Here is a 17,573-nt window from a genome sequence, read left to right as displayed (position 1 = left end):
CGCGCCGGCGGACAGCGCCGCCCCGGTCGTCGACGTGCTGCGCACCCGGCCCACCTCGCTCGGCCAGGTCGACCCGCTGGCGGGTCTGCAGGCACTCAACGGCACCGTCGGGTACGTCACCGGGCCGATCGCCGGCCTCAAGCCCAACCCGCTGGCGGGCACGGGGGTCGACCCCCTCGACAACGGGGTGGGCACGCAGCTCGCCGACTTCAAGCCGCTGAGGTCGACGGCCCTGACCGGACCGGTGGCGCAGGCTCCGTCGATCGGGAGCATTCCGTTGGTGGGGCAGGTGGTGGGCGGACTGAAGGGCTGAGGAGCGGCGAGGAGTTGGGGGAACCGCGCGGTCCGAGGTGACGGTGCGGGCCGTCCCTGGCAGGTCACGCGGTTCCCCGCCCCTCACGGGGCGCTCCTGCTCAGTACGAGGACCCCGACGCGCCCAGCGACCCCGTAGGGTGCCACACCGTCTTCGTCTCCAGGAACGCCGTCATGCGGTCGATGCCCGGCGTGGCCGACCAGTCGTCCACAGGCTGTGGACGCAGGACGCGCTTGAGGTTGTCGGCCGCGGCGATCTCCAGCTCCTTCGCCAGGACCTCGTCCGCGCCGGCCAGGTCGATCGCGTTGACGTCCTGGTGGGCGGCGAGAGGCGCCGCGATCTCCGCCGTACGGCCGGAGAGGACGTTGACCACGCCGCCGGGGACGTCGGAGGTGGCGAGGACCTCGCCGAGGGAGAGAGCCGGGAGGGGGGACTTCTCGCTCGCGATCACGACCGCCGTGTTGCCGGTCGCGATCACCGGGGCGAGGACCGAGACCAGGCCCAGGAAGGACGACTCCTGGGGGGCCAGAACCGCCACCACGCCGGTCGGTTCGGGGGAGGAGAGGTTGAAGTACGGGCCCGCCACCGGGTTTCCGCCGCCGACCACCTGGGCGATCTTGTCGGTCCAGCCCGCGTACCAGACCCAGCGGTCGATCGTCGCCTCCACCAGGGCGGCTGCCTTCGACTTCGACAGGCCCTCGGCGTCGGCGACCTCGTGGACGAACTGGCCCTTGCGGCCCTCCAGCATCTCGGCGACGCGGTAGAGGACCTGTCCGCGGTTGTACGCCGTAGCGCCGGACCAGGCGCCGAACGCCTTGCGGGCGGCGACGACCGCGTCACGGGCGTCCTTGCGGGAGGAGAGCGGGGCGTTCGCCAGCCACTTGTCCTTCGAGTCGCTCACCTCGTACACCCGGCCGCTCTCGGAACGCGGGAACTTCCCGCCGACGTACAGCTTGTAGGTCTTGAAAACAGACAGGCGGTCAGACATCGAGGTACGCCTCCAGGCCGTGGCGGCCGCCCTCGCGGCCGAAGCCCGACTCCTTGTAGCCGCCGAACGGCGACGTCGGGTCGAACTTGTTGAACGTGTTGGACCAGACGACGCCCGCGCGGAGCTTGTTCGCCACGGCCAGGATCCGGGAGCCCTTCTCGGTCCAGATACCCGCCGAGAGGCCGTACTGGGTGTTGTTGGCCTTGGCGACGGCCTCGTCCGGGGTGCGGAAGGTGAGCACCGACAGGACCGGGCCGAAGATCTCGTCCCGCGCGATCGTGTGCGCCTGGGTGACGTTCGTGAAGAGCGTCGGGGCGAACCAGTAGCCCGCGGAGGGGAGTTCGCAGGCCGGGGACCAGCGCTCGGCGCCCTCCGCCTCGCCGCGCTCGACGAGCGAGGTGATGCGGGTGAGCTGCTCCTCGGAGTTGATCGCGCCGATGTCCGTGTTCTTGTCCAGCGGGTCGCCGAGGCGGAGCGTCGACAGGCGGCGCTTCAGCGAGTCGAGCAGCTCGTCCTGGATCGACTCCTGGACCAGGAGGCGGCTGCCCGCGCAGCAGACCTGGCCCTGGTTGAAGAAGATGCCGGTCACGATGCCCTCGACGGCCTGGTCGATGGGGGCGTCGTCGAAGACGATGTTCGCGCCCTTGCCGCCCAGTTCGAGGGTCAGCTTCTTGCGGCTGCCCGCGACCGTCCTGGCGATCTGCTTGCCGACCGCCGTGGAGCCCGTGAAGGCGACCTTGTTCACGTCCGGGTGCGCGACCAGGGCCGCGCCCGCGTCGCCGTAGCCGGGGAGGATGTTGACGACGCCCTTGGGGAGGCCCGCCTGGCGGCAGATGTCCGCGAAGAACAACGCCGACAGGGGTGTGGTCTCCGCCGGCTTCAGGACGACCGTGTTGCCGGTCGCGAGCGCCGGGGCGATCTTCCACGCGAGCATGAGGAGCGGGAAGTTCCAGGGGATGACCTGGCCCGCCACACCCAGGGGGCGGGGGTTCGCGCCGAAGCCGGCGTGGTCGAGCTTGTCGGCCCAGCCCGCGTAGTAGAAGAAGTGCGCGGCGACCAGGGGGAGGTCGGCGTCGCGGGTCTCCTTGATGGGCTTGCCGTTGTCGAGGGTTTCGAGGACGGCCAGTTCGCGGCTGCGCTCCTGGACGATGCGGGCGATGCGGAAGAGGTACTTCGCGCGCTCCGCGCCCGGGAGCGCGGACCACTTCTCGAAGGCCCTGCGGGCCGCCTTCACCGCGCGGTCCACGTCCGCCTCGCCGGCCTGGGCGATCTCGGAGAGGACCTCCTCGGAGGCGGGGCTGACCGTCTTGAAGACCTTGCCGTCGGCGGCCTCGGTGAACTCGCCGTCGATGAACAGGCCGTAGGAGGGGGCGATGTCGACGACCGCCCGGGACTCGGGGGCCGGTGCGTACTCGAATGCGGAAGCCATGGGGATCAGTCCACCGTCACGTAGTCGGGGCCGGAGTAGCGGCCGGTGGCCAGCTTCTGGCGCTGCATCAGCAGGTCGTTGAGGAGCGAGGACGCGCCGAAGCGGAACCAGTGGTTGTCCAGCCAGTCCTCGCCGACGGTCTCGTTGACCAGGACGAGGAACTTGATCGCGTCCTTGGTGGTGCGGATGCCGCCGGCGGGCTTCACGCCGATCTGGACGCCGGTCTGGGCGCGGAAGTCGCGGACGGCTTCCAGCATGAGGAGGGTGTTGGCGGGAGTGGCGTTCACCGCGACCTTGCCGGTCGAGGTCTTGATGAAGTCCGCGCCCGCGAGCATGCCGAGCCAGCTGGCGCGGCGGATGTTGTCGTAGGTCGAGAGTTCGCCGGTCTCGAAGATGACCTTCAGGCGGGCCGAGGAGCCGCAGGCCTCCTTCACGGCGGTGATCTCGTCGTGGACCTTGAGGTAGTTCCCCGAGAGGAACGCGCCGCGGTCGATGACCATGTCGATCTCGTCGGCGCCGGCGGTGACGGCATCGTGGACGTCGGCCAGCTTCACGGCGAGGGCGGCGCGGCCCGCCGGGAACGCGGTGGCGACGGAGGCGACCTTGACGGTGGAACCGGCGACGGCGGCCTTGGCGGCGGGCACCATGTCGGGGTAGACGCAGACCGCGGCCGTCGAGGGGGCCGTGCGGTCGCCAGGGTCGGGGAGGACCGCCTTGGCGCCGAGGGACCGGACCTTGCCCGGGGTGTCCGCGCCTTCCAGCGTCGTCAGGTCGACCATGGAGATGGCCAGGTCGATGGCGTACGCCTTGGCGGTCGTCTTGATGGAACGGGTGCCGAGCGAGGCGGCGCGCGCCTCCAGGCCGACCGCGTCGACGCCGGGCAGCCCGTGGAGGAAGCGGCGCAGCGTGCTGTCGGACGCGGTGACGTCGGCGAGAGCGTGGGGTGCAGCTGTGGACATGGTCACCAGACGAGCATATCTACGCGCGTAGCAGGTGTACAGCCCCCGGATTGTTTGTGGGCGCCCTGCGGCTCGGGAGCGCGGGTGTCGGGTGGGTACGGGTGGTGGGTGGCGGCCGAGGCCTGTGTGGGGCGCGCCCCGGGTGGGCTGCGGACGGGTGCGGGGCATCGGGCAGAATCGGACGTATGAGCACCTCGGATCAATCGTCGCCCGAGCCGGAGCACACCTCGGCGGCTCGCGAGCGTACGGAGGCTGGGTCGGCTTCGGAGACCCCGAAGGCCGGGCAGGCTCCGGTGGCTGCGGCGTCTGCGTCGAAGCCCGACAAGCCCGTGTACAAGGACCGGGTGTACCGGTCGCCCGCCGGGCTGGTGGGCGGTGTGCTGCTGCTCGGGCTGTTCGCGTGGCTCGGCGGGGACGCGGTGGTCTCGGGGGAGGGGCGTACGCCCTGGCTGGCGCTGGCCTCGATGCTGGTGGCCGTGCCGTTGGTGGTCGCCTTCTCGGTGCGGCCGGCCGTGTTCGCCAACGACGACCGGCTGCGCGTGCGGAATCCGTTTCGGGTGATCGAGCTGCCGTGGGCCAGTGTCGTGTCACTGCGGTCCGGCTACACCAACGAGGTGATCGACGAGAGCGGCGCCAAGTACCAGCTCTGGGCGATTCCCGTTTCGCTGCGTGGCCGTAAGAAGGCCGCTCGGCATCAGGCCCGGGACGCTCGGCGGGCGGCCAAGGGCGAGGGCGGGGGGCGTACGGCCTCGGACGGGCGGCCCGTGCGGGCGGAGACGGACCAGATCATGGCCGATCTGCGAGAGCTGTGCGAGGCGCGGGCGAAGGCGGTCGGGTCGCGGGGCGAGCCGAGCGTGCGGTGGGCCTGGGAGGTCGTGGGGCCCGCGCTGGCGGGGGCCGTCCTGCTGCTGGTGCTGATCGCCGTCGGGTGACCTCGCTCTGCGGGGCTTTTCCAGGGAAGAGCCCCGGACATCTGTTCTATGGTGGCCTGGAACGCGCCGGACGAGACGTCCGGGAAGCATGCGAGATCCCAACCGCCCAGGAGCCAGGGTCTGTTGGGCCGGAACGTGCCCGTGCGTCCCGCCTTCACAGCTTGGTCCGCTTGGATCGCGTCGGATCGCGCGCGACGAACGGCGTAACCACGATGGCGGCCGGAGTGTCCACAGAACGATGAGTACGAACCTTGAGCCCCGGCCGCAGCCCGGGTCCCCACCCCCACCCCCCCACCGGCTGCCCGCGACCGCCGTGCCCGAGGGCTGCGCCGCCTGGAGCGGGGAGAAGCTGGAGGCCTGGGCGCGGACCCGGCCGCCCGTATGGGTACCGGCCAGGACCCGCCCCCTGCACCTCCTCGCCGTGGTCCCGGGCGGCCTGATCGTCGGCTTCTGGCTGGCGAACTTCGCGGAGGTGCCCGCCGCCCTCGCCGTCCTGGTCCCGCTGCAACTGGTGTGGACCCTGGTCAGGCCCGAGGTCGTACGGTTCTCGGCGCCGGTACTCATGCTCCTGCTGGCCTGGTACGGGGGATCACGCGATGTGCCGACCCTGCTGGGCCTCATCGCCGTGACCTTCACCTGGGCCGCGGCCGAGGTCCGGCTGAGCAAGCGCAGACTCCAGCGGCAGTGGGCCCTGGCGGCCGCCGAGGGGGCCACCGCCACGGTGCCCGACGAGGCGGGGCCGCTGCGGCGCGGCCGGTTCCTCATGGGCTCCGGCTGTGTGCTGGCCGTACTCGGAGCGGGCCTGCTCTCCCTCGCCTCCGGCCGGGACCTCGCCACCGACCGGCACGAGGTCGCCCTCGTCGGCTGGTTCGTCGTCGGCTGGGGGCTCACCTCGCTGCTCTCCGGGTGGCTGGGGCGCCGCCGGGCCGCCGCACTGCGGGGCGCTCCCGTGCCGGTGCTGCGGGTGCTCGTACGCGACGGCGCCGACGGGGACGCCGAGGTCTTCGCCGCCGACGACGTGGAGGCACTGCGGCCGCTGTTCACCGTCGCGGCCGAGGAGTGGTACGAGGAGAGCGACGAGGAGGTCGAGGAAGGCATCGGCCGGGAGGAGCGGGACGAACTCCTCGACGCCGTCGAGGACGTCGACGATGACGACGAACAGCCCGGCCCCCTGCGCGAGGCCGTGCTGTACGGGCCGCCCCACGAGGGCGCCGAGATCGTGATCGTCAGCGCGGCGGAGAAGCCGGAGGAGACGGAGTCCCCGGGGCCGGTGGACCTGGAGAAGCCGGGAGAGCCGGGCGGCACCGACGGGGCCGAGGACGTGGGCGGTTCGCCCGCGGACCTGGTCGTCGAGTCGTCGAGCGGGCCGGTGCGACCCCTGTCCGACCGGGCCGTACGGCGTCGGGTCGCCGCGCAGCGGGCCAGGGCGAGGCGGAGCACGGCCCACGAGGAGCTGCGTGCCACGGCCGTGACGGAGAGCAGGGCGCGGCTGGGCGACGAGCCGGTGGCCGTACGGCGCTGGCGGGCGGGGTGGGCCGACTGGACCGCCGCCCTCTTCATGATCGCCGCGGTGGCCGCCGTCGGGCTGTACCCGGACGGGCTGACGCAGTACGTCCTCGGTGGCGCCATCGGCGTCTTCGGAGTCCTCGTGCTGCCCCGGATGCTGGCCTGGCGCATCACCGCCGACCGCTCGGGCCTGTGGCTGAGCGACTGGAGCCGGACCCGGCACATCGAGTGGGACCACCTCACGACCGTCCGGTGCGCCGGTACCGTGCTGACGGTGGACAGCCGCCAGGAGTCGTTCACGCCCTGGTCCGTCCGGGCGGAGCGCTGGCGCGGGCTGGAGCGGAGGCTGCGTCTGGTGCACCCGTACGAGAGGACCGCCGCCGAGATCACCGCCATGTGGCGGGAGCCCGCCCTGCGTCCCGATGGGGAGTACGAGGGCCGGGGGCTGCCGTTGTGGCCGCTGGGTGCGGTGCTGGCCGTGGTGTGGGTGGCGGCGCTGGTGCTGGTGCCGTAACCGCCTGTCCGGCCGGTCCCCGGCCCGAACGCACCCGGGCCCCGACCGGATCACCGGTCGGGGCCCGGGTGCGTTCTGAGCCAGGGCCAGGGAGCGTCAGATACCCGCCGCCTCCGACAGGTCCCGCTTGATCCCGGCCAGCAGACCGGCGGCCTTCGTACGGGCCGCCGGGAGACCGGCGTGGTCGGCGACCGGCACCACGACCTCCAGGTAGCACTTCAGCTTGGGTTCCGTGCCGCTGGGGCGGACGATCACGCGGGCGCCGTCGAGGGTGTAGCGCAGGCCGTCCGTGGGCGGGAGCCGGTCCGTGCCCCGCGTCAGGTCCTCGGCCCCGGTGACGGCCAGGCCGGCGAGGGCGGTCGGCGGCCGCTCGCGGAGCCGCTCCATCGCGCGGGCGATGAGCGAGAGGTCCTGGACGCGGACCGAGAGCTGGTCGGTGGCGTGCAGGCCGTGCTCGACGGCGATGTCGTCCAGCAGGTCCAGGAGGGTGCGGCCCTCCTCCTTCAGCTGCGAGGCGAGTTCCGTGATGAGGAGGGCCGCCGTGATGCCGTCCTTGTCGCGGACGCCCTCGGGGTCGACGCAGTAGCCGAGGGCCTCCTCGTAGCCGTAGCGCAGGTTCTCGACGCGGGCGATCCACTTGAAGCCGGTGAGGGTCTCCTCGTAGGGAAGGCCCGCCTTCTCGGCGATACGGCCGAGGAGGGAGGAGGAGACGATGGACTCGGCGAACGTGCCCTGCACTCCGCGCGCGACCAGGTGGGTGGCGAGGAGCGCGCCCACCTCGTCGCCGCGCAGCATCCGCCAGTCGGCGCCGTCCTTGACCGCCGCTGCGCAGCGGTCGGCGTCGGGGTCGTTCGCGACGATCAGGTCGGGGTCCGTCTCGTGGGCCTTCGCGAAGGCGAGGTCCATCGCGCCGGGCTCCTCCGGGTTGGGGAAGGCGACCGTCGGGAAGTCCGGGTCCGGGTCCGCCTGCTCGGCGACGAGGACGGGCTCCGGGAAGCCCGCGCGGGCGAAGGCAGCGAGCAGCGTGTCCCTGCCGACGCCGTGCATGGCCGTGTAGACCGTGCGGGCGGTGCGGGGGGAACCGGGCGCGAGGACCGCGTCCGTACGGGCCAGGTAGGCGTCCAGGACGCTGTCGTCGAGCGTGTCCCAGCCGGCGTCGGGGCGGGGGACGTCGTCGAGGGAGCGTACGGCGTCGATCTCGGCCGCGATCCCGGCGTCGGCCGGTGGCACGATCTGGGAGCCGTCGCCCAGGTAGACCTTGTAGCCGTTGTCGCGCGGCGGGTTGTGGCTGGCCGTGACCTCCACGCCGGCCACCGCGCCCAGGTGCCTTATGGCGAAGGCCAGGACGGGCGTGGGGAGGGGGCGGGGGAGGACGGCCGCGCGCAGGCCCGCGCCGGTCATCACGGCGGCCGTGTCGCGGGCGAAGTCGGCGGACTTGTGGCGGGCGTCGTAGCCGATGACGACGAGGCCGCCGGTGGCGCCCTTCTTGTTCAGATACGCGGCGAGGCCCGCGGCGGCGCGGATGACGACCGAGCGGTTCATGCGCATGGGGCCGGCGCCGAGTTCACCGCGCAGGCCCGCGGTGCCGAACTGGAGGGTGCCGGAGAAGCGGGTGGTGAGCTCCGCCGTGTCCGCCGCGTCGATCAGCCCGCCGAGTTCGTCCCGGGTCTCCGGGTCGGGATCCTCGGCCAGCCACGCCTTGGCGCGGGCGATCAGGTCGTCGTGCACGGGGGTCAACCTCTCGTTCTTTGTTCGTGTGGGTCCGAGTTCATTGTCCGCGGGTGAGTGGGGGCGGGTCGCGCAGTTCCCCGCGCCCCTGAAGGTTCAGGGGCGCAGGGCCTGAAAGACCAGGCCCTGCGCCCCTGAAGACCAAGCCCTGCGGGCCTGGAAAGCAGCGGGCGCAGCCGCTGCTTTCCAGGGGCGCGGGGAACTGCGCGACCAGCCCCCACAACCCGTACCCGCCGATGAACCGACCCCCGGGATCTTGGGCGCTACAGGCGGTTCAGCACCTGCGTCAGCAGCGCGCCCATGCGCGTCGCCGAGTCGCGGCCCGCCTGGAGGACCTCTTCGTGGTTCAGGGGCTCGCCCGTCATCCCGGCCGCCAGGTTGGTCACCAGGGAGATGCCCAGGACCTCGGCGCCGGCCTCGCGGGCGGCGATGGCCTCCAGCACCGTGGACATGCCGACCAGGTCCGCGCCGATGACGCGGGCCATGCGGATCTCCGCCGGGGTCTCGTAGTGGGGGCCCGTGAACTGCGCGTAGACGCCCTCCTCGAACGAGGGGTCGATCTCCTTGCACAGGGCGCGCAGGCGCGGGGAGTAGAGGTCCGTGAGGTCGACGAAGTTCGCGCCGACGATCGGCGACGCCGCCGTCAGGTTCAGATGGTCGCTGATCAGGACCGGCTGACCGGGACGCATGCCCTCGCGGAGACCGCCGCAGCCGTTGGTGAGGACGATCGTCTTCACACCGGCGGCGACGGCGGTACGGACGCCGTGCGCGACGGCGGCTACTCCGCGGCCCTCGTAGTAGTGGGTGCGGCCCAGGAAGACGAGCGCGCGCTTGTCACCGATCTTGTACGAGCGGACCTTGCCGCCGTGGCCCTCGACCGCCGGCGGCGGGAAGCCGGGCAGCTCGGTGACCTGGAACTCGGCCTCGGGGGCCCCGAGGGCGTCCACGGCCGGGGCCCAGCCGGAGCCCATCACCAGCGCGACGTCGTGGGTCTCGGCGCCCGTCAGTTCGCGCAGGCGCGCGGCGGCGGCGTCGGCGGCGGCGTACGGGTCGCCCTGGATGTCGTCCGGAAGGAGAGATGCGTTCACGCGACGAGGGTATCGGGTCGGAGCCTACGCGCGTAGATGGCGAGGCTCACCGGATCGGGATCGTTGCCTTGTCGTTTCCAACAGCGGGTCCGGGCGCGCGAGCCGCCTCGCGTCCCTCGGCCGCCTTCCTCAACAGGGGCGTTTGCGCAGTTCCATCACGTAGTCGTGGGGCGCGCCCGCCGACTCCGCCGCGTCCGCGACCTCGCCCAGGTAGCGGGCCGAGGGCAGGCCGCCCTCGTAGCCGTTGAGGACGTAGACCCAGGCCGCTTCCTCGCCGTCCAGGGTGTGTACGCGGACCCGCATCCGGCGGTATATGTCCAGGCCGACGCCGACCCAGCGGTCCATCGCGTCCTCGTCCATGGGGGCGATGTCGTACAGCGCCACGAAGACCTGGGAGCGCGGCGCCTCGACGACCGTGGCCAGTGCGCCCTCCCAGCCCATGTGCTCGCCGCCGAAGGTCAGCCGCCAGTCGTTCAGCCAGCCGGTTGCGCGCAGCGGGGAGTGGGGGGCCCGGCGGGACATCAGGCGCGAGTCCATGTTGCCGGCGTAGGCGGCGTAGAGCGACATGGGGGAGAGCGTACGGGAGCGCTCCGCTCGGGGCCGGGTGTCCAGTGGCTCGGGGGGATCGGTCGATCGGCGGGTGCGGGGGCGTTGTGGCTGGTCGCGTGGTTCCCCGCGCCCCTGTGATGGCGCTGCGGGCCGATCACCCGCCACTGCCGGGACCCCCGCGCAGTGGCTTCGGCCTCCGTACGGGACAATGGAGTACGTGACTCGGATCGTGATCATCGGTGGCGGACCCGGCGGATATGAAGCGGCGCTGGTGGCCGCGCAACTCGGCGCGGAGGTGACCGTCGTGGACTGCGACGGTCTGGGCGGGGCGTCGGTGCTGACCGACTGCGTGCCGTCGAAGACCCTCATTGCGACGGCCGAGGTGATGACGACCTTCGACTCCTCCTACGAGGAGCTGGGGATCATCGTCGCCGACGACACCCCGCACATCGACACGCCCGCGCGTGTCGTGGGGGTGGACCTCGGCAAGGTCAACAGGAGGGTGAAGCGGCTCGCGCTGGCGCAGTCGCACGACATCACCGCGTCGGTGACGCGCGCCGGCGCGCGGGTGATGCGCGGGCGCGGGCGACTGCAGGGGCAGCAGGATCTGGACGGGTCGCGCAAGGTCGTGGTGCGCGCCGCCGACGGGTCCGAGGAGACGCTGACCGCCGACGCCGTGCTCATCGCCACCGGCGCTCATCCGCGTGAGGTGCCCGACGCGCAGCCCGACGGTGAGCGGATCCTCAACTGGACCCAGGTCTACGACCTGGACGAACTGCCCGACGAGCTGATCGTCGTCGGATCCGGTGTGACCGGCGCCGAGTTCGCCGGCGCCTATCAGGCGCTCGGGTCGCGCGTCACGCTCGTCTCCAGCCGTGACCGTGTCCTGCCGGGCGAGGACCCCGACGCCGCCGCCGTCCTGGAGGACGTGTTCCGGCGGCGCGGTATGAACGTCATGGCACGCTCCCGAGCCCAGTCCGCCAAACGGGTGGGGGACCGGGTCGAGGTGACGCTCGCGGACGGACGGGTCATCAGCGGCTCGCACTGTCTGATGGCCGTCGGTGCCATCCCCAACAGCGCGGGGATGGGCCTGGAGGAGGCCGGGGTCAAGGTCAAGGAGTCCGGGCACATCTGGACCGACAAGGTCTCCCGGACGAGTGCGCCCGGCGTGTACGCCGCCGGCGACGTGACCGGTGTCTTCGCACTCGCCTCCGTGGCCGCCATGCAGGGCCGCATCGCCATGTACCACTTCCTCGGCGACGCCGTGGCCCCGCTGAACCTGAAGACCGTGTCGTCCAACGTCTTCACCGACCCCGAGATCGCCACCGTCGGCTACACCCAGGCCGACCTGGACACCGGGGTCATCGACGCCGTCGGGGTGAAGCTGCCGCTGCTGCGCAACCCGCGTGCCAAGATGCAGGGCATCCGGGACGGCTTCGTCAAGATCTTCTGCCGGCCGGGCACCGGCATCGTCGTGGGCGGTGTCGTGGTCTCCCCGCGTGCCTCGGAGCTGATCCACCCCATTTCGATCGCGGTGGACAACAACCTGACCGTCGAACAGATCGCGAACGCGTTCACTGTGTACCCGTCCCTGTCGGGTTCGATCGCAGAGGTCGCGCGCCAGCTCCACACGCGCAAGTCCGGCGACGGCGTCTGACGATCGCCTGACGGCTTCCGTCCCGGAAGGCCCCTATATCACTTCACGTCCCACTGTGCGAACAACTTCTGCTATTCGGCGCAAACTGCTGAAAGCAGATGGTCGTTGGCGTTACTGTCAGTTTCGTGTTCGCTGCAGAACGTCGTCAATTGATCCTCGAAATGGTGCGGGCCAACGGAGCGGTGTCGCTCCGTGAGCTCGCCCGCGTCGTCCAGACCTCAGAAGTGACCGTACGGCGGGACGTGCGCGCGCTGGAGGCAGAAGGACTCCTCGACCGCCGGCACGGCGGTGCGGTATTGCCGGGCGGGTTCACGCGGGAGTCCGGCTTTCCGCAGAAGTCTCATCTCGCGACCGCCGAGAAGACGGCCATCGCCGACCTCGCCGCGAGCTTCGTCGAAGAGGGCGAGGCCATCGTGGTCGGGGCGGGGACCACCACGCAGGAGCTGGCACGCCGGCTCGCGCGGGTCCCCGGGCTGACCGTCGTCACCAACTCCCTGCTGGTGGCCCAGGCGTTGGCCCACGCCAACCGTGTGGAGGTCGTGATGACCGGCGGCACCCTGCGCGGTTCCAACTACGCCCTGGTCGGCTCCGGCGCCGAGCAGTCCCTCCAGGGGCTGCGCGTCTCCAAGGCCTTCCTCTCCGGGAGCGGACTGACCGCAGAGCGCGGCCTGTCCACGTCCAACATGCTGTCGGCGTCCGTCGACCGCGCGCTGGTCCAGGCCGCCGCCGAGGTCGTCGTCCTCGCCGATCACACCAAACTCGGCACCGACACGATGTTCCAGACGGTGCCGACCGATGTGATCACCCGGCTGGTCACCGACGACCCGCCCGGCCACGACGACCGCGCGCTCACCGAGTTGCAGGCCCTGGCCGATCAGGGCGTGCAGATCTCCGTGGCGGGGGCGTCGGGCGGCGGTGGTACGGGAGGCGATCCCGTCCCGGCGCGCCCGTCACGCCGGGACATGCCCCTTCCGGGGCCCCGCCGCAACCAGGTCCACGGCACCGCGCCGCAGTTGCGCACCGCCACGGTCCTGGGGGAGCAGCCGCCGACCGGTGAACGGGAGCGGGAGCGGGCGGCCCGCGTCGCGGACCTGCGTCGCCGGTAGCGCCGCGCGTACGTCCGGGTAGCGCCGCGCGCGTACGTCCACCGGGGTTTCTCGCCGGTCACGCCGGCCGGTCACGCTCGCCGGCCTGTCGTTTCGCGGTCAGGTCGGCGGGGGCCTCTCGCCGGTCACGGCTTCAGGCCGCGCAGCGTCAACGTCAGCAGGCGGTCGGCCAGCTCCGGGTCGTCCGGGGTCTCCTCGGCCGCCAGCGCGATCGCGTGGGTGAGCTGGAGCAGGTCGCCGATGGACACGTCGTCGCGTACGGCGTGGGCGTGTTGCGCCCGCCGGAGAAGGGCGGTGCCCGCCTCCCGGATGGGGGCGCAGCACCGGGCCAGGTCCGAGGGGTTCTCGTCCGAGGCGCGGGAGTCCGCGTACGAGACCGTCATCAGGGCCTGGGCGAGACCGCGGTATTCGCCCGCGTGGGTGATGATGTCGCGCAGCCAGGAGACGAGTGCGATGCAGGGCTGGGCCGCGTCGAGTCGCTCCTGCGCGCGGCTCAGCAGGTCACGAACGGCTTCCTCGAAGACCGCGCTCAGGAGGGCCTGGCGGTTGGGGAAGTGCCGGTAGAGAGTGCCGATGCCGACGTCCGCCCGGCGGGCGATGTCCTCGAGCGGGGCGGTGGTTCCGTGGGACGCGAAGGCGAGGCGGGCCTCTGTGAGCAGGCGGTCGCGGTTGCGGCGGGCGTCGGCTCGCATCGGGCGGGTGGTCGGCAAGGGGTCACCTGCTCTCTTCGCCGGGTGGCGGGTTCAGCCTAAGAGCTCGGGTGACGGGGGTGGTCGCGCGGGTGCGGGTGGGTGGCGCTGATCGCGCCCACGCGGCGCCGGCCACATGTCGATACAGCCCCGCGCCCCGGAAACGACGGGGCGCGGGGGTTCCACGTACGGGTCAGTCCTTGATCTCGCAGATCGCCGCGCCCGAGGTGATGGAGGCGCCGACCTCGGCCGCCAGACCCTTGATCGTGCCGGAGCGGTGGGCGTTGAGGGGCTGTTCCATCTTCATGGCTTCGAGGACGACCACGAGGTCGCCTTCCTTGACCTCCTGACCCTCCTCGACGGCGATCTTGACGATGGTGCCCTGCATCGGGGAGGCGAGGGTGTCGCCGGAGGCCACCGGGCCGGACTTCTTCGCCGCGCGGCGCTTGGGCTTGGCGCCCGCCGCGAGACCGGTGCGGGCCAGGGTCATACCGAGGGCGGCCGGGAGAGAGACCTCCAGGCGCTTGCCGCCGACCTCGACGACGATCGTCTCGCGGTCCGTCTCGTCCTCGGCCTCGGCGTCGGCGGGGGCCGCGAAGGGCTTGATGTCGTTGACGAACTCGGTCTCGATCCAGCGGGTGTGGACCGTGAAGGGGTCCTGGCCGCCGGTGAGTTCGGGGCCGAACGCCGGGTCCCTGACCACCGCGCGGTGGAAGGGGATCGCGGTGGCCATGCCCTCGACGGTGAACTCGTCCAGGGCGCGGGCCGCGCGCTGCAGGGCCTGCTGCCGGGTGGCGCCGGTGACGACGAGCTTGGCCAGGAGGGAGTCCCAGGCCGGGCCGATCACCGAGCCGGACTCCACGCCCGCGTCCAGACGGACACCGGGGCCGGTCGGCGCGGCGAACGTCGTGACCGTGCCCGGGGCGGGCAGGAAGCCCCGGCCCGGGTCCTCACCGTTGATACGGAACTCGAAGGAGTGGCCGCGCAACGGCGGGTCGTCGTAGCCGAGCACCTCGCCGTCGGCGATGCGGAACATCTCGCGGACCAGGTCGATACCGGTGACCTCCTCGGTGACCGGGTGCTCGACCTGCAGACGGGTGTTGACCTCCAGGAAGGAGATCGTGCCGTCGACGCCGACCAGGAACTCCACCGTGCCGGCGCCGACGTAGCCGGCCTCCTTGAGGATGGCCTTCGACGCGGCGTACAGCTCCGCGTTCTGCGCCTCGGAGAGGAAGGGGGCCGGAGCCTCCTCGACCAGCTTCTGGTGGCGGCGCTGCAGGGAGCAGTCACGGGTGGAGACCACGACCACGTTGCCGTGGCTGTCGGCCAGGCACTGAGTCTCCACGTGGCGGGGCTTGTCGAGGTAGCGCTCCACGAAGCACTCGCCCCGGCCGAACGCCGCGACCGCCTCGCGGACCGCCGAGTCGTACAGCTCCGGGACCTCTTCGAGGGTGCGCGCGACCTTCAGACCGCGGCCACCGCCGCCGAAGGCCGCCTTGATCGCGATCGGCAGACCGTGCTCCTCGGCGAACGCCACGACCTCGTCGGCGCCCGAGACCGGGTCGGGGGTGCCCGCGACGAGCGGCGCGCCGGCGCGCTGGGCGATGTGACGGGCCGCCACCTTGTCACCCAGGTCGCGGATCGCCTGCGGCGGCGGGCCGATCCAGATCAGACCCGCGTCCAGGACGGCCTGGGCGAACTCCGCGTTCTCCGAGAGGAAGCCGTAGCCGGGGTGGACCGCGTCGGCGTCCGCGTCCTTCGCCGCCTGGAGGACCTTGCCCATGTCCAGGTAGCTGGTCGCCGGAGTGTCACCGCCCAGCGCGAACGCCTCGTCCGCGGCCCGCACATGCAGCGCGTCCCGGTCCGGGTCGGCGTACACGGCCACGCTCGCGATCCCGGCGTCCCGGCACGCCCGGGCGACGCGGACAGCGATTTCGCCTCGGTTGGCGATCAACACCTTGCGCACGATGGCTCCCTCTCCTTGAAACAAGCCGAGTTTAGGGACTGCCGACACGGCGTTTCGACCCGTCCACAATGGTGAGCTTGCCCACACGGAGCGTGAACCGAGGCTCGCTCAACCCGCGAAATCCCTTGTCGCACAGCATTGCGCAGGACTCCATGCGGAAACCCTAGCCCTCTGATGTGGTCAAGGTCTCTGTGCGGCCGTGCTGCGGCAGGTTGGGTTTCTTTGTGGAGTCCCTACTAATGGCCCAACGATTCTTTGCTCTCGTGAGAACCCTTGTCCCGAGGTTTACCCGTTAGTAGCGTTCGCGATGTCTCGAACACCTACCTGGGGTAACGAGGTGGGCGTGCGGGGCGCTGAGAGCAGCAGGACGAGAGTGGAAGTGGGTGGGGCCGGTGATCCGCAGACCGGTGGCGGTGGTCACGGCGTTCGTGCTGTTCGCGGAAGGGCTCGGGATCGCCGGGCTGCAGTGGTTCCTCGGCACGGTCGTCGACCGGCAGAAGATGTCCCTCGCCGGGCTGGATCCGGACGCGATGTCCGTCTCCACGAAGGCCGGTGGTGTCGTCTTCGGCCTCTACTTCGTCTTCTGCGGCGTGATCGCCCTGCTTGTCGCGGTGCGCGACCGGCCTGCCGCCGGGCTCGGGAAGATCCTGCTCATCAGCGTGGCCGTCGTGCACGGGCTGCTGGGGGCGCTCACCGTGGGACTGGTCGGGTGGGGCGCCTTCGCGTTCATGATGGTCGTGCTGGGGCTCGTGCTGCTCACGCTGATGACGTACGACCGGCAGGACGGGGTGGCCGACGCGGTGCCCGGTGGATCCGGCGACGCGGGTGGGCCCGGCGGGCCGGAGCAGGCCGCTCCGGCCGTTCCTCCGGCGCCCAGTGCTTCGTGACCGTCCGGGTCACTTCTCGCGGGGTGTCCACAGCTCTGTGATGCCTACGCCCAGTTGGGCCAGCAGACGGCGGAGCAGAGGCAGGCTGAGGCCGATGACGTTGCCGTTGTCGCCCTCGATGCCGTCGATGAACGGGGCCGAGCGGCCGTCGAGGGTGAACGCGCCCGCCACGTGGAGGGGCTCGCCCGAGGCGACGTACGCGGCGATCTCCTCGTCGGTGGGGTCGCCGAAGTGGACGACCGTGGAGGCCGTCGCGGAGGTGTGGCGGCCGGTGGCCGTGTCGTAGACGCAGTGGCCGGTCTGGAGCGTGCCGGCGCGGCCGCGCATGGACTTCCAGCGGGCGGTGGCCTCCTCGGCGTCGGCCGGCTTGCCGAGGGCTTCGCCGTCGAGGTCGAGAACCGAGTCGCAGCCGATCACCAGGGCGCCCTTGACCTCGGGCTTCGCGGCCACGACGGACGCCTTGGCCTCAGCGAGGGCCAGGGCGAGGTCGGCGGGCGTGGGGGCCGTGACGGCGTCCTCGTCCACGCCGCTGACGATCACCTCGGGGGCGAGGCCGGCCTGGCGCAGCAGGTTGAGCCGGGCGGGGGACTGGGAGGCGAGCACGAGGCGGCGGCGGGGGTGCGGGGCGGTCATGGGGTCAGGGTATCGGCGTGGGCCTGCCGTGCGGCAGCCGTGGGCCTGCCGTGCGGCAGTGGGTGCCCGCGGGCATGTGGACGGTTCGGTTCGGCTGGGGCGGGGGGTGGGTCGGGGCGCGCCGGGGGGTGTCCGTCCTCGGAACGGCGCGGAATCGGTCGGCCGGGAAGTCCAGCGTGTTGACGCGCCAACCGCTGCGGGCGGACACCCCCCGACACGCCCCCTTCTCGCCGTACGCGGCCAACCCGCCGTACGGGCTGCGCCACCGCCTTCGCGGGTACGCGGCCAGTCGCCGTACGGGGTGCGCGTCGTGTGGCGGTCAGAGGATGCCCAGGACGAGCATGGCCAGGAACATGGCTATGGCCATGATGACGCCGAGCCGCCGAAGCATGGCCTGCGTGTCGCGCAGTTCCTTCGGCGGCTCGTTCTCAGGGTCGGACCAGAGCATGGTGCGATGGTGCGTCGCCCGGGGGGCCGGACGCCTGAGTACGCGTACTCAACTTGGTAGGGGCGGTTCCGCTCAGCCGGGCCAGTAGGTGCGGCTCCAGGTGGTGGGGCCCGGGGCCGGCAGGCGGTGGGCGGCGATGCGGGACGGGTCGGACCAGGAGTCGGGGGGCGCGGGCGCGGCG

16 protein-coding genes and 1 pseudogene are annotated in these 17,573 nt (G+C 71.9%); 6 read left to right on the top strand and 11 right to left on the bottom strand.

What is annotated here, in order from left to right; all coding sequences use genetic code 11:
• On the top strand, window positions 1-313 hold a 313-nt coding region (locus tag AWZ10_RS09240), incomplete at its 5' end, for a hypothetical protein (protein ID WP_060890842.1).
• Between the two features lie 100 nt (window positions 314-413).
• Here AWZ10_RS09240 and AWZ10_RS09235 read toward each other — a convergent pair.
• From AWZ10_RS09235 to deoC, 3 genes are read right to left on the bottom strand one after another with little or no spacing between them, the layout of a single operon-like run.
• A complete protein-coding gene (locus tag AWZ10_RS09235) occupies window positions 414-1,301 on the bottom strand; it encodes an aldehyde dehydrogenase family protein (RefSeq protein ID WP_060890841.1) in 888 nt (295 codons plus the stop codon).
• Window positions 1,294-2,730: an aldehyde dehydrogenase family protein gene (locus tag AWZ10_RS09230; protein ID WP_060890840.1), complete on the bottom strand. Its 1,437-nt coding sequence runs from the start codon at window positions 2,728-2,730 to the stop codon at window positions 1,294-1,296. Before AWZ10_RS09230 ends, AWZ10_RS09235 begins: the two co-directional genes overlap by 8 nt.
• 5 nt (window positions 2,731-2,735) lie before the next feature.
• Window positions 2,736-3,689: a deoxyribose-phosphate aldolase gene (gene deoC, locus AWZ10_RS09225; RefSeq protein ID WP_107084681.1), complete on the bottom strand. Its 954-nt coding sequence runs from the start codon at window positions 3,687-3,689 to the stop codon at window positions 2,736-2,738.
• Window positions 3,690-3,874: 185 nt separating this feature from the next.
• On the opposite strand from deoC, the gene AWZ10_RS09220 reads away from it, so the two are divergent.
• Together AWZ10_RS09220 and AWZ10_RS09215 are read left to right on the top strand one after the other, a co-directional pair.
• Entirely contained in the window at window positions 3,875-4,621 is a 747-nt protein-coding gene (locus tag AWZ10_RS09220) for a PH domain-containing protein (protein WP_244172447.1), read from the top strand.
• Window positions 4,622-4,859: 238 nt separating this feature from the next.
• Window positions 4,860-6,641, top strand: coding sequence for a hypothetical protein (locus tag AWZ10_RS09215; RefSeq protein WP_060890838.1), 1,782 nt, complete (start codon window positions 4,860-4,862; stop codon window positions 6,639-6,641).
• Window positions 6,642-6,737: 96 nt separating this feature from the next.
• Here AWZ10_RS09215 and AWZ10_RS09210 read toward each other — a convergent pair whose 3' ends face one another.
• From AWZ10_RS09210 to AWZ10_RS09200, 3 genes are all read right to left on the bottom strand, one after another.
• Window positions 6,738-8,369: a phospho-sugar mutase gene (locus tag AWZ10_RS09210; protein ID WP_046708442.1), complete on the bottom strand. Its 1,632-nt coding sequence runs from the start codon at window positions 8,367-8,369 to the stop codon at window positions 6,738-6,740.
• Window positions 8,370-8,632: 263 nt separating this feature from the next.
• A complete protein-coding gene (locus AWZ10_RS09205; RefSeq protein ID WP_037694512.1) occupies window positions 8,633-9,457 on the bottom strand; it encodes a purine-nucleoside phosphorylase in 825 nt (274 codons plus the stop codon).
• A 129-nt stretch (window positions 9,458-9,586) separates the two neighbouring features.
• Window positions 9,587-10,024, bottom strand: a complete 438-nt coding sequence (locus tag AWZ10_RS09200; RefSeq protein WP_037694514.1) for a gamma-glutamylcyclotransferase family protein — start codon at window positions 10,022-10,024, stop codon at window positions 9,587-9,589.
• 190 nt (window positions 10,025-10,214) lie between these two features.
• Here AWZ10_RS09200 and AWZ10_RS09195 point away from each other — a divergent pair, with 190 nt between their 5' ends.
• Both AWZ10_RS09195 and AWZ10_RS09190 read left to right on the top strand, forming a co-directional pair.
• Complete coding sequence (locus tag AWZ10_RS09195; RefSeq protein WP_037694517.1) at window positions 10,215-11,663, top strand: NAD(P)H-quinone dehydrogenase; 1,449 nt, start codon at window positions 10,215-10,217, stop codon at window positions 11,661-11,663.
• Window positions 11,664-11,761: 98 nt separating this feature from the next.
• The gene (locus AWZ10_RS09190; protein WP_078935652.1) at window positions 11,762-12,769 is read left to right on the top strand and encodes a DeoR/GlpR family DNA-binding transcription regulator; all 1,008 of its coding nucleotides are present in this window, start codon (window positions 11,762-11,764) and stop codon (window positions 12,767-12,769) included.
• Between the two features lie 125 nt (window positions 12,770-12,894).
• Here AWZ10_RS09190 and AWZ10_RS09185 read toward each other — a convergent pair whose 3' ends face one another.
• Together AWZ10_RS09185 and AWZ10_RS09180 are read right to left on the bottom strand one after the other, a co-directional pair.
• Complete coding sequence (locus tag AWZ10_RS09185) at window positions 12,895-13,461, bottom strand: TetR/AcrR family transcriptional regulator (RefSeq protein ID WP_060890837.1); 567 nt, start codon at window positions 13,459-13,461, stop codon at window positions 12,895-12,897.
• 190 nt (window positions 13,462-13,651) lie between these two features.
• On the bottom strand, window positions 13,652-15,424 hold the full coding sequence (locus AWZ10_RS09180; protein ID WP_046708438.1) for an acetyl/propionyl/methylcrotonyl-CoA carboxylase subunit alpha: 1,773 nt from the start codon (window positions 15,422-15,424) through the stop codon (window positions 13,652-13,654).
• 392 nt (window positions 15,425-15,816) lie between these two features.
• Between AWZ10_RS09180 and AWZ10_RS09175 the strand changes: the two genes are divergently transcribed.
• On the top strand, window positions 15,817-16,311 hold the full coding sequence (locus AWZ10_RS09175; RefSeq protein ID WP_173531655.1) for a hypothetical protein: 495 nt from the start codon (window positions 15,817-15,819) through the stop codon (window positions 16,309-16,311).
• A gap of 9 nt (window positions 16,312-16,320) precedes the next feature.
• On the opposite strand, the gene AWZ10_RS09170 is transcribed toward AWZ10_RS09175, so the two are convergent.
• The 3 genes and pseudogenes from AWZ10_RS09170 to AWZ10_RS53575 all read right to left on the bottom strand — a co-directional run.
• A complete protein-coding gene (locus AWZ10_RS09170; protein ID WP_046708436.1) occupies window positions 16,321-16,944 on the bottom strand; it encodes a nucleoside triphosphate pyrophosphatase in 624 nt (207 codons plus the stop codon).
• A 319-nt stretch (window positions 16,945-17,263) separates the two neighbouring features.
• Window positions 17,264-17,392: a morphogenic membrane protein MmpB gene (mmpB, locus tag AWZ10_RS55060; RefSeq protein ID WP_107084707.1), complete on the bottom strand. Its 129-nt coding sequence runs from the start codon at window positions 17,390-17,392 to the stop codon at window positions 17,264-17,266.
• A 72-nt stretch (window positions 17,393-17,464) separates the two neighbouring features.
• Window positions 17,465-17,573: pseudogene (locus AWZ10_RS53575) on the bottom strand (acyl-CoA carboxylase subunit epsilon); the annotation flags it as partial.

This window comes from Streptomyces europaeiscabiei (assembly GCF_001550375.1).
Lineage (GTDB): Bacteria > Actinomycetota > Actinomycetes > Streptomycetales > Streptomycetaceae > Streptomyces > Streptomyces europaeiscabiei.
This window is presented reverse-complemented; position numbering and strand designations above follow the sequence as displayed.

What these genes read in the sequence shown, in the direction of transcription:
- AWZ10_RS09235 (WP_060890841.1), bottom strand. Translation starts at nt 1,301, where the DNA reads ATGTCTGACCGCCTGTCTGTTTTCAAGACCTACAAGCTGTACGTCGGC.
- AWZ10_RS09200 (WP_037694514.1), bottom strand. Translation starts at nt 10,024, where the DNA reads ATGTCGCTCTACGCCGCCTACGCCGGCAACATGGACTCGCGCCTGATG.
- AWZ10_RS09220 (WP_244172447.1), top strand. Translation starts at nt 3,875, where the DNA reads ATGAGCACCTCGGATCAATCGTCGCCCGAGCCGGAGCACACCTCGGCG.
- AWZ10_RS09170 (WP_046708436.1), bottom strand. Translation starts at nt 16,944, where the DNA reads ATGACCGCCCCGCACCCCCGCCGCCGCCTCGTGCTCGCCTCCCAGTCC.
- deoC (WP_107084681.1), bottom strand. Translation starts at nt 3,689, where the DNA reads ATGTCCACAGCTGCACCCCACGCTCTCGCCGACGTCACCGCGTCCGAC.
- mmpB (WP_107084707.1), bottom strand. Translation starts at nt 17,392, where the DNA reads ATGCTCTGGTCCGACCCTGAGAACGAGCCGCCGAAGGAACTGCGCGAC.
- AWZ10_RS09215 (WP_060890838.1), top strand. Translation starts at nt 4,860, where the DNA reads ATGAGTACGAACCTTGAGCCCCGGCCGCAGCCCGGGTCCCCACCCCCA.
- AWZ10_RS09185 (WP_060890837.1), bottom strand. Translation starts at nt 13,461, where the DNA reads ATGCGAGCCGACGCCCGCCGCAACCGCGACCGCCTGCTCACAGAGGCC.
- AWZ10_RS09195 (WP_037694517.1), top strand. Translation starts at nt 10,215, where the DNA reads ATGGAGTACGTGACTCGGATCGTGATCATCGGTGGCGGACCCGGCGGA.
- AWZ10_RS09190 (WP_078935652.1), top strand. Translation starts at nt 11,762, where the DNA reads ATGGTCGTTGGCGTTACTGTCAGTTTCGTGTTCGCTGCAGAACGTCGT.
- AWZ10_RS09230 (WP_060890840.1), bottom strand. Translation starts at nt 2,730, where the DNA reads ATGGCTTCCGCATTCGAGTACGCACCGGCCCCCGAGTCCCGGGCGGTC.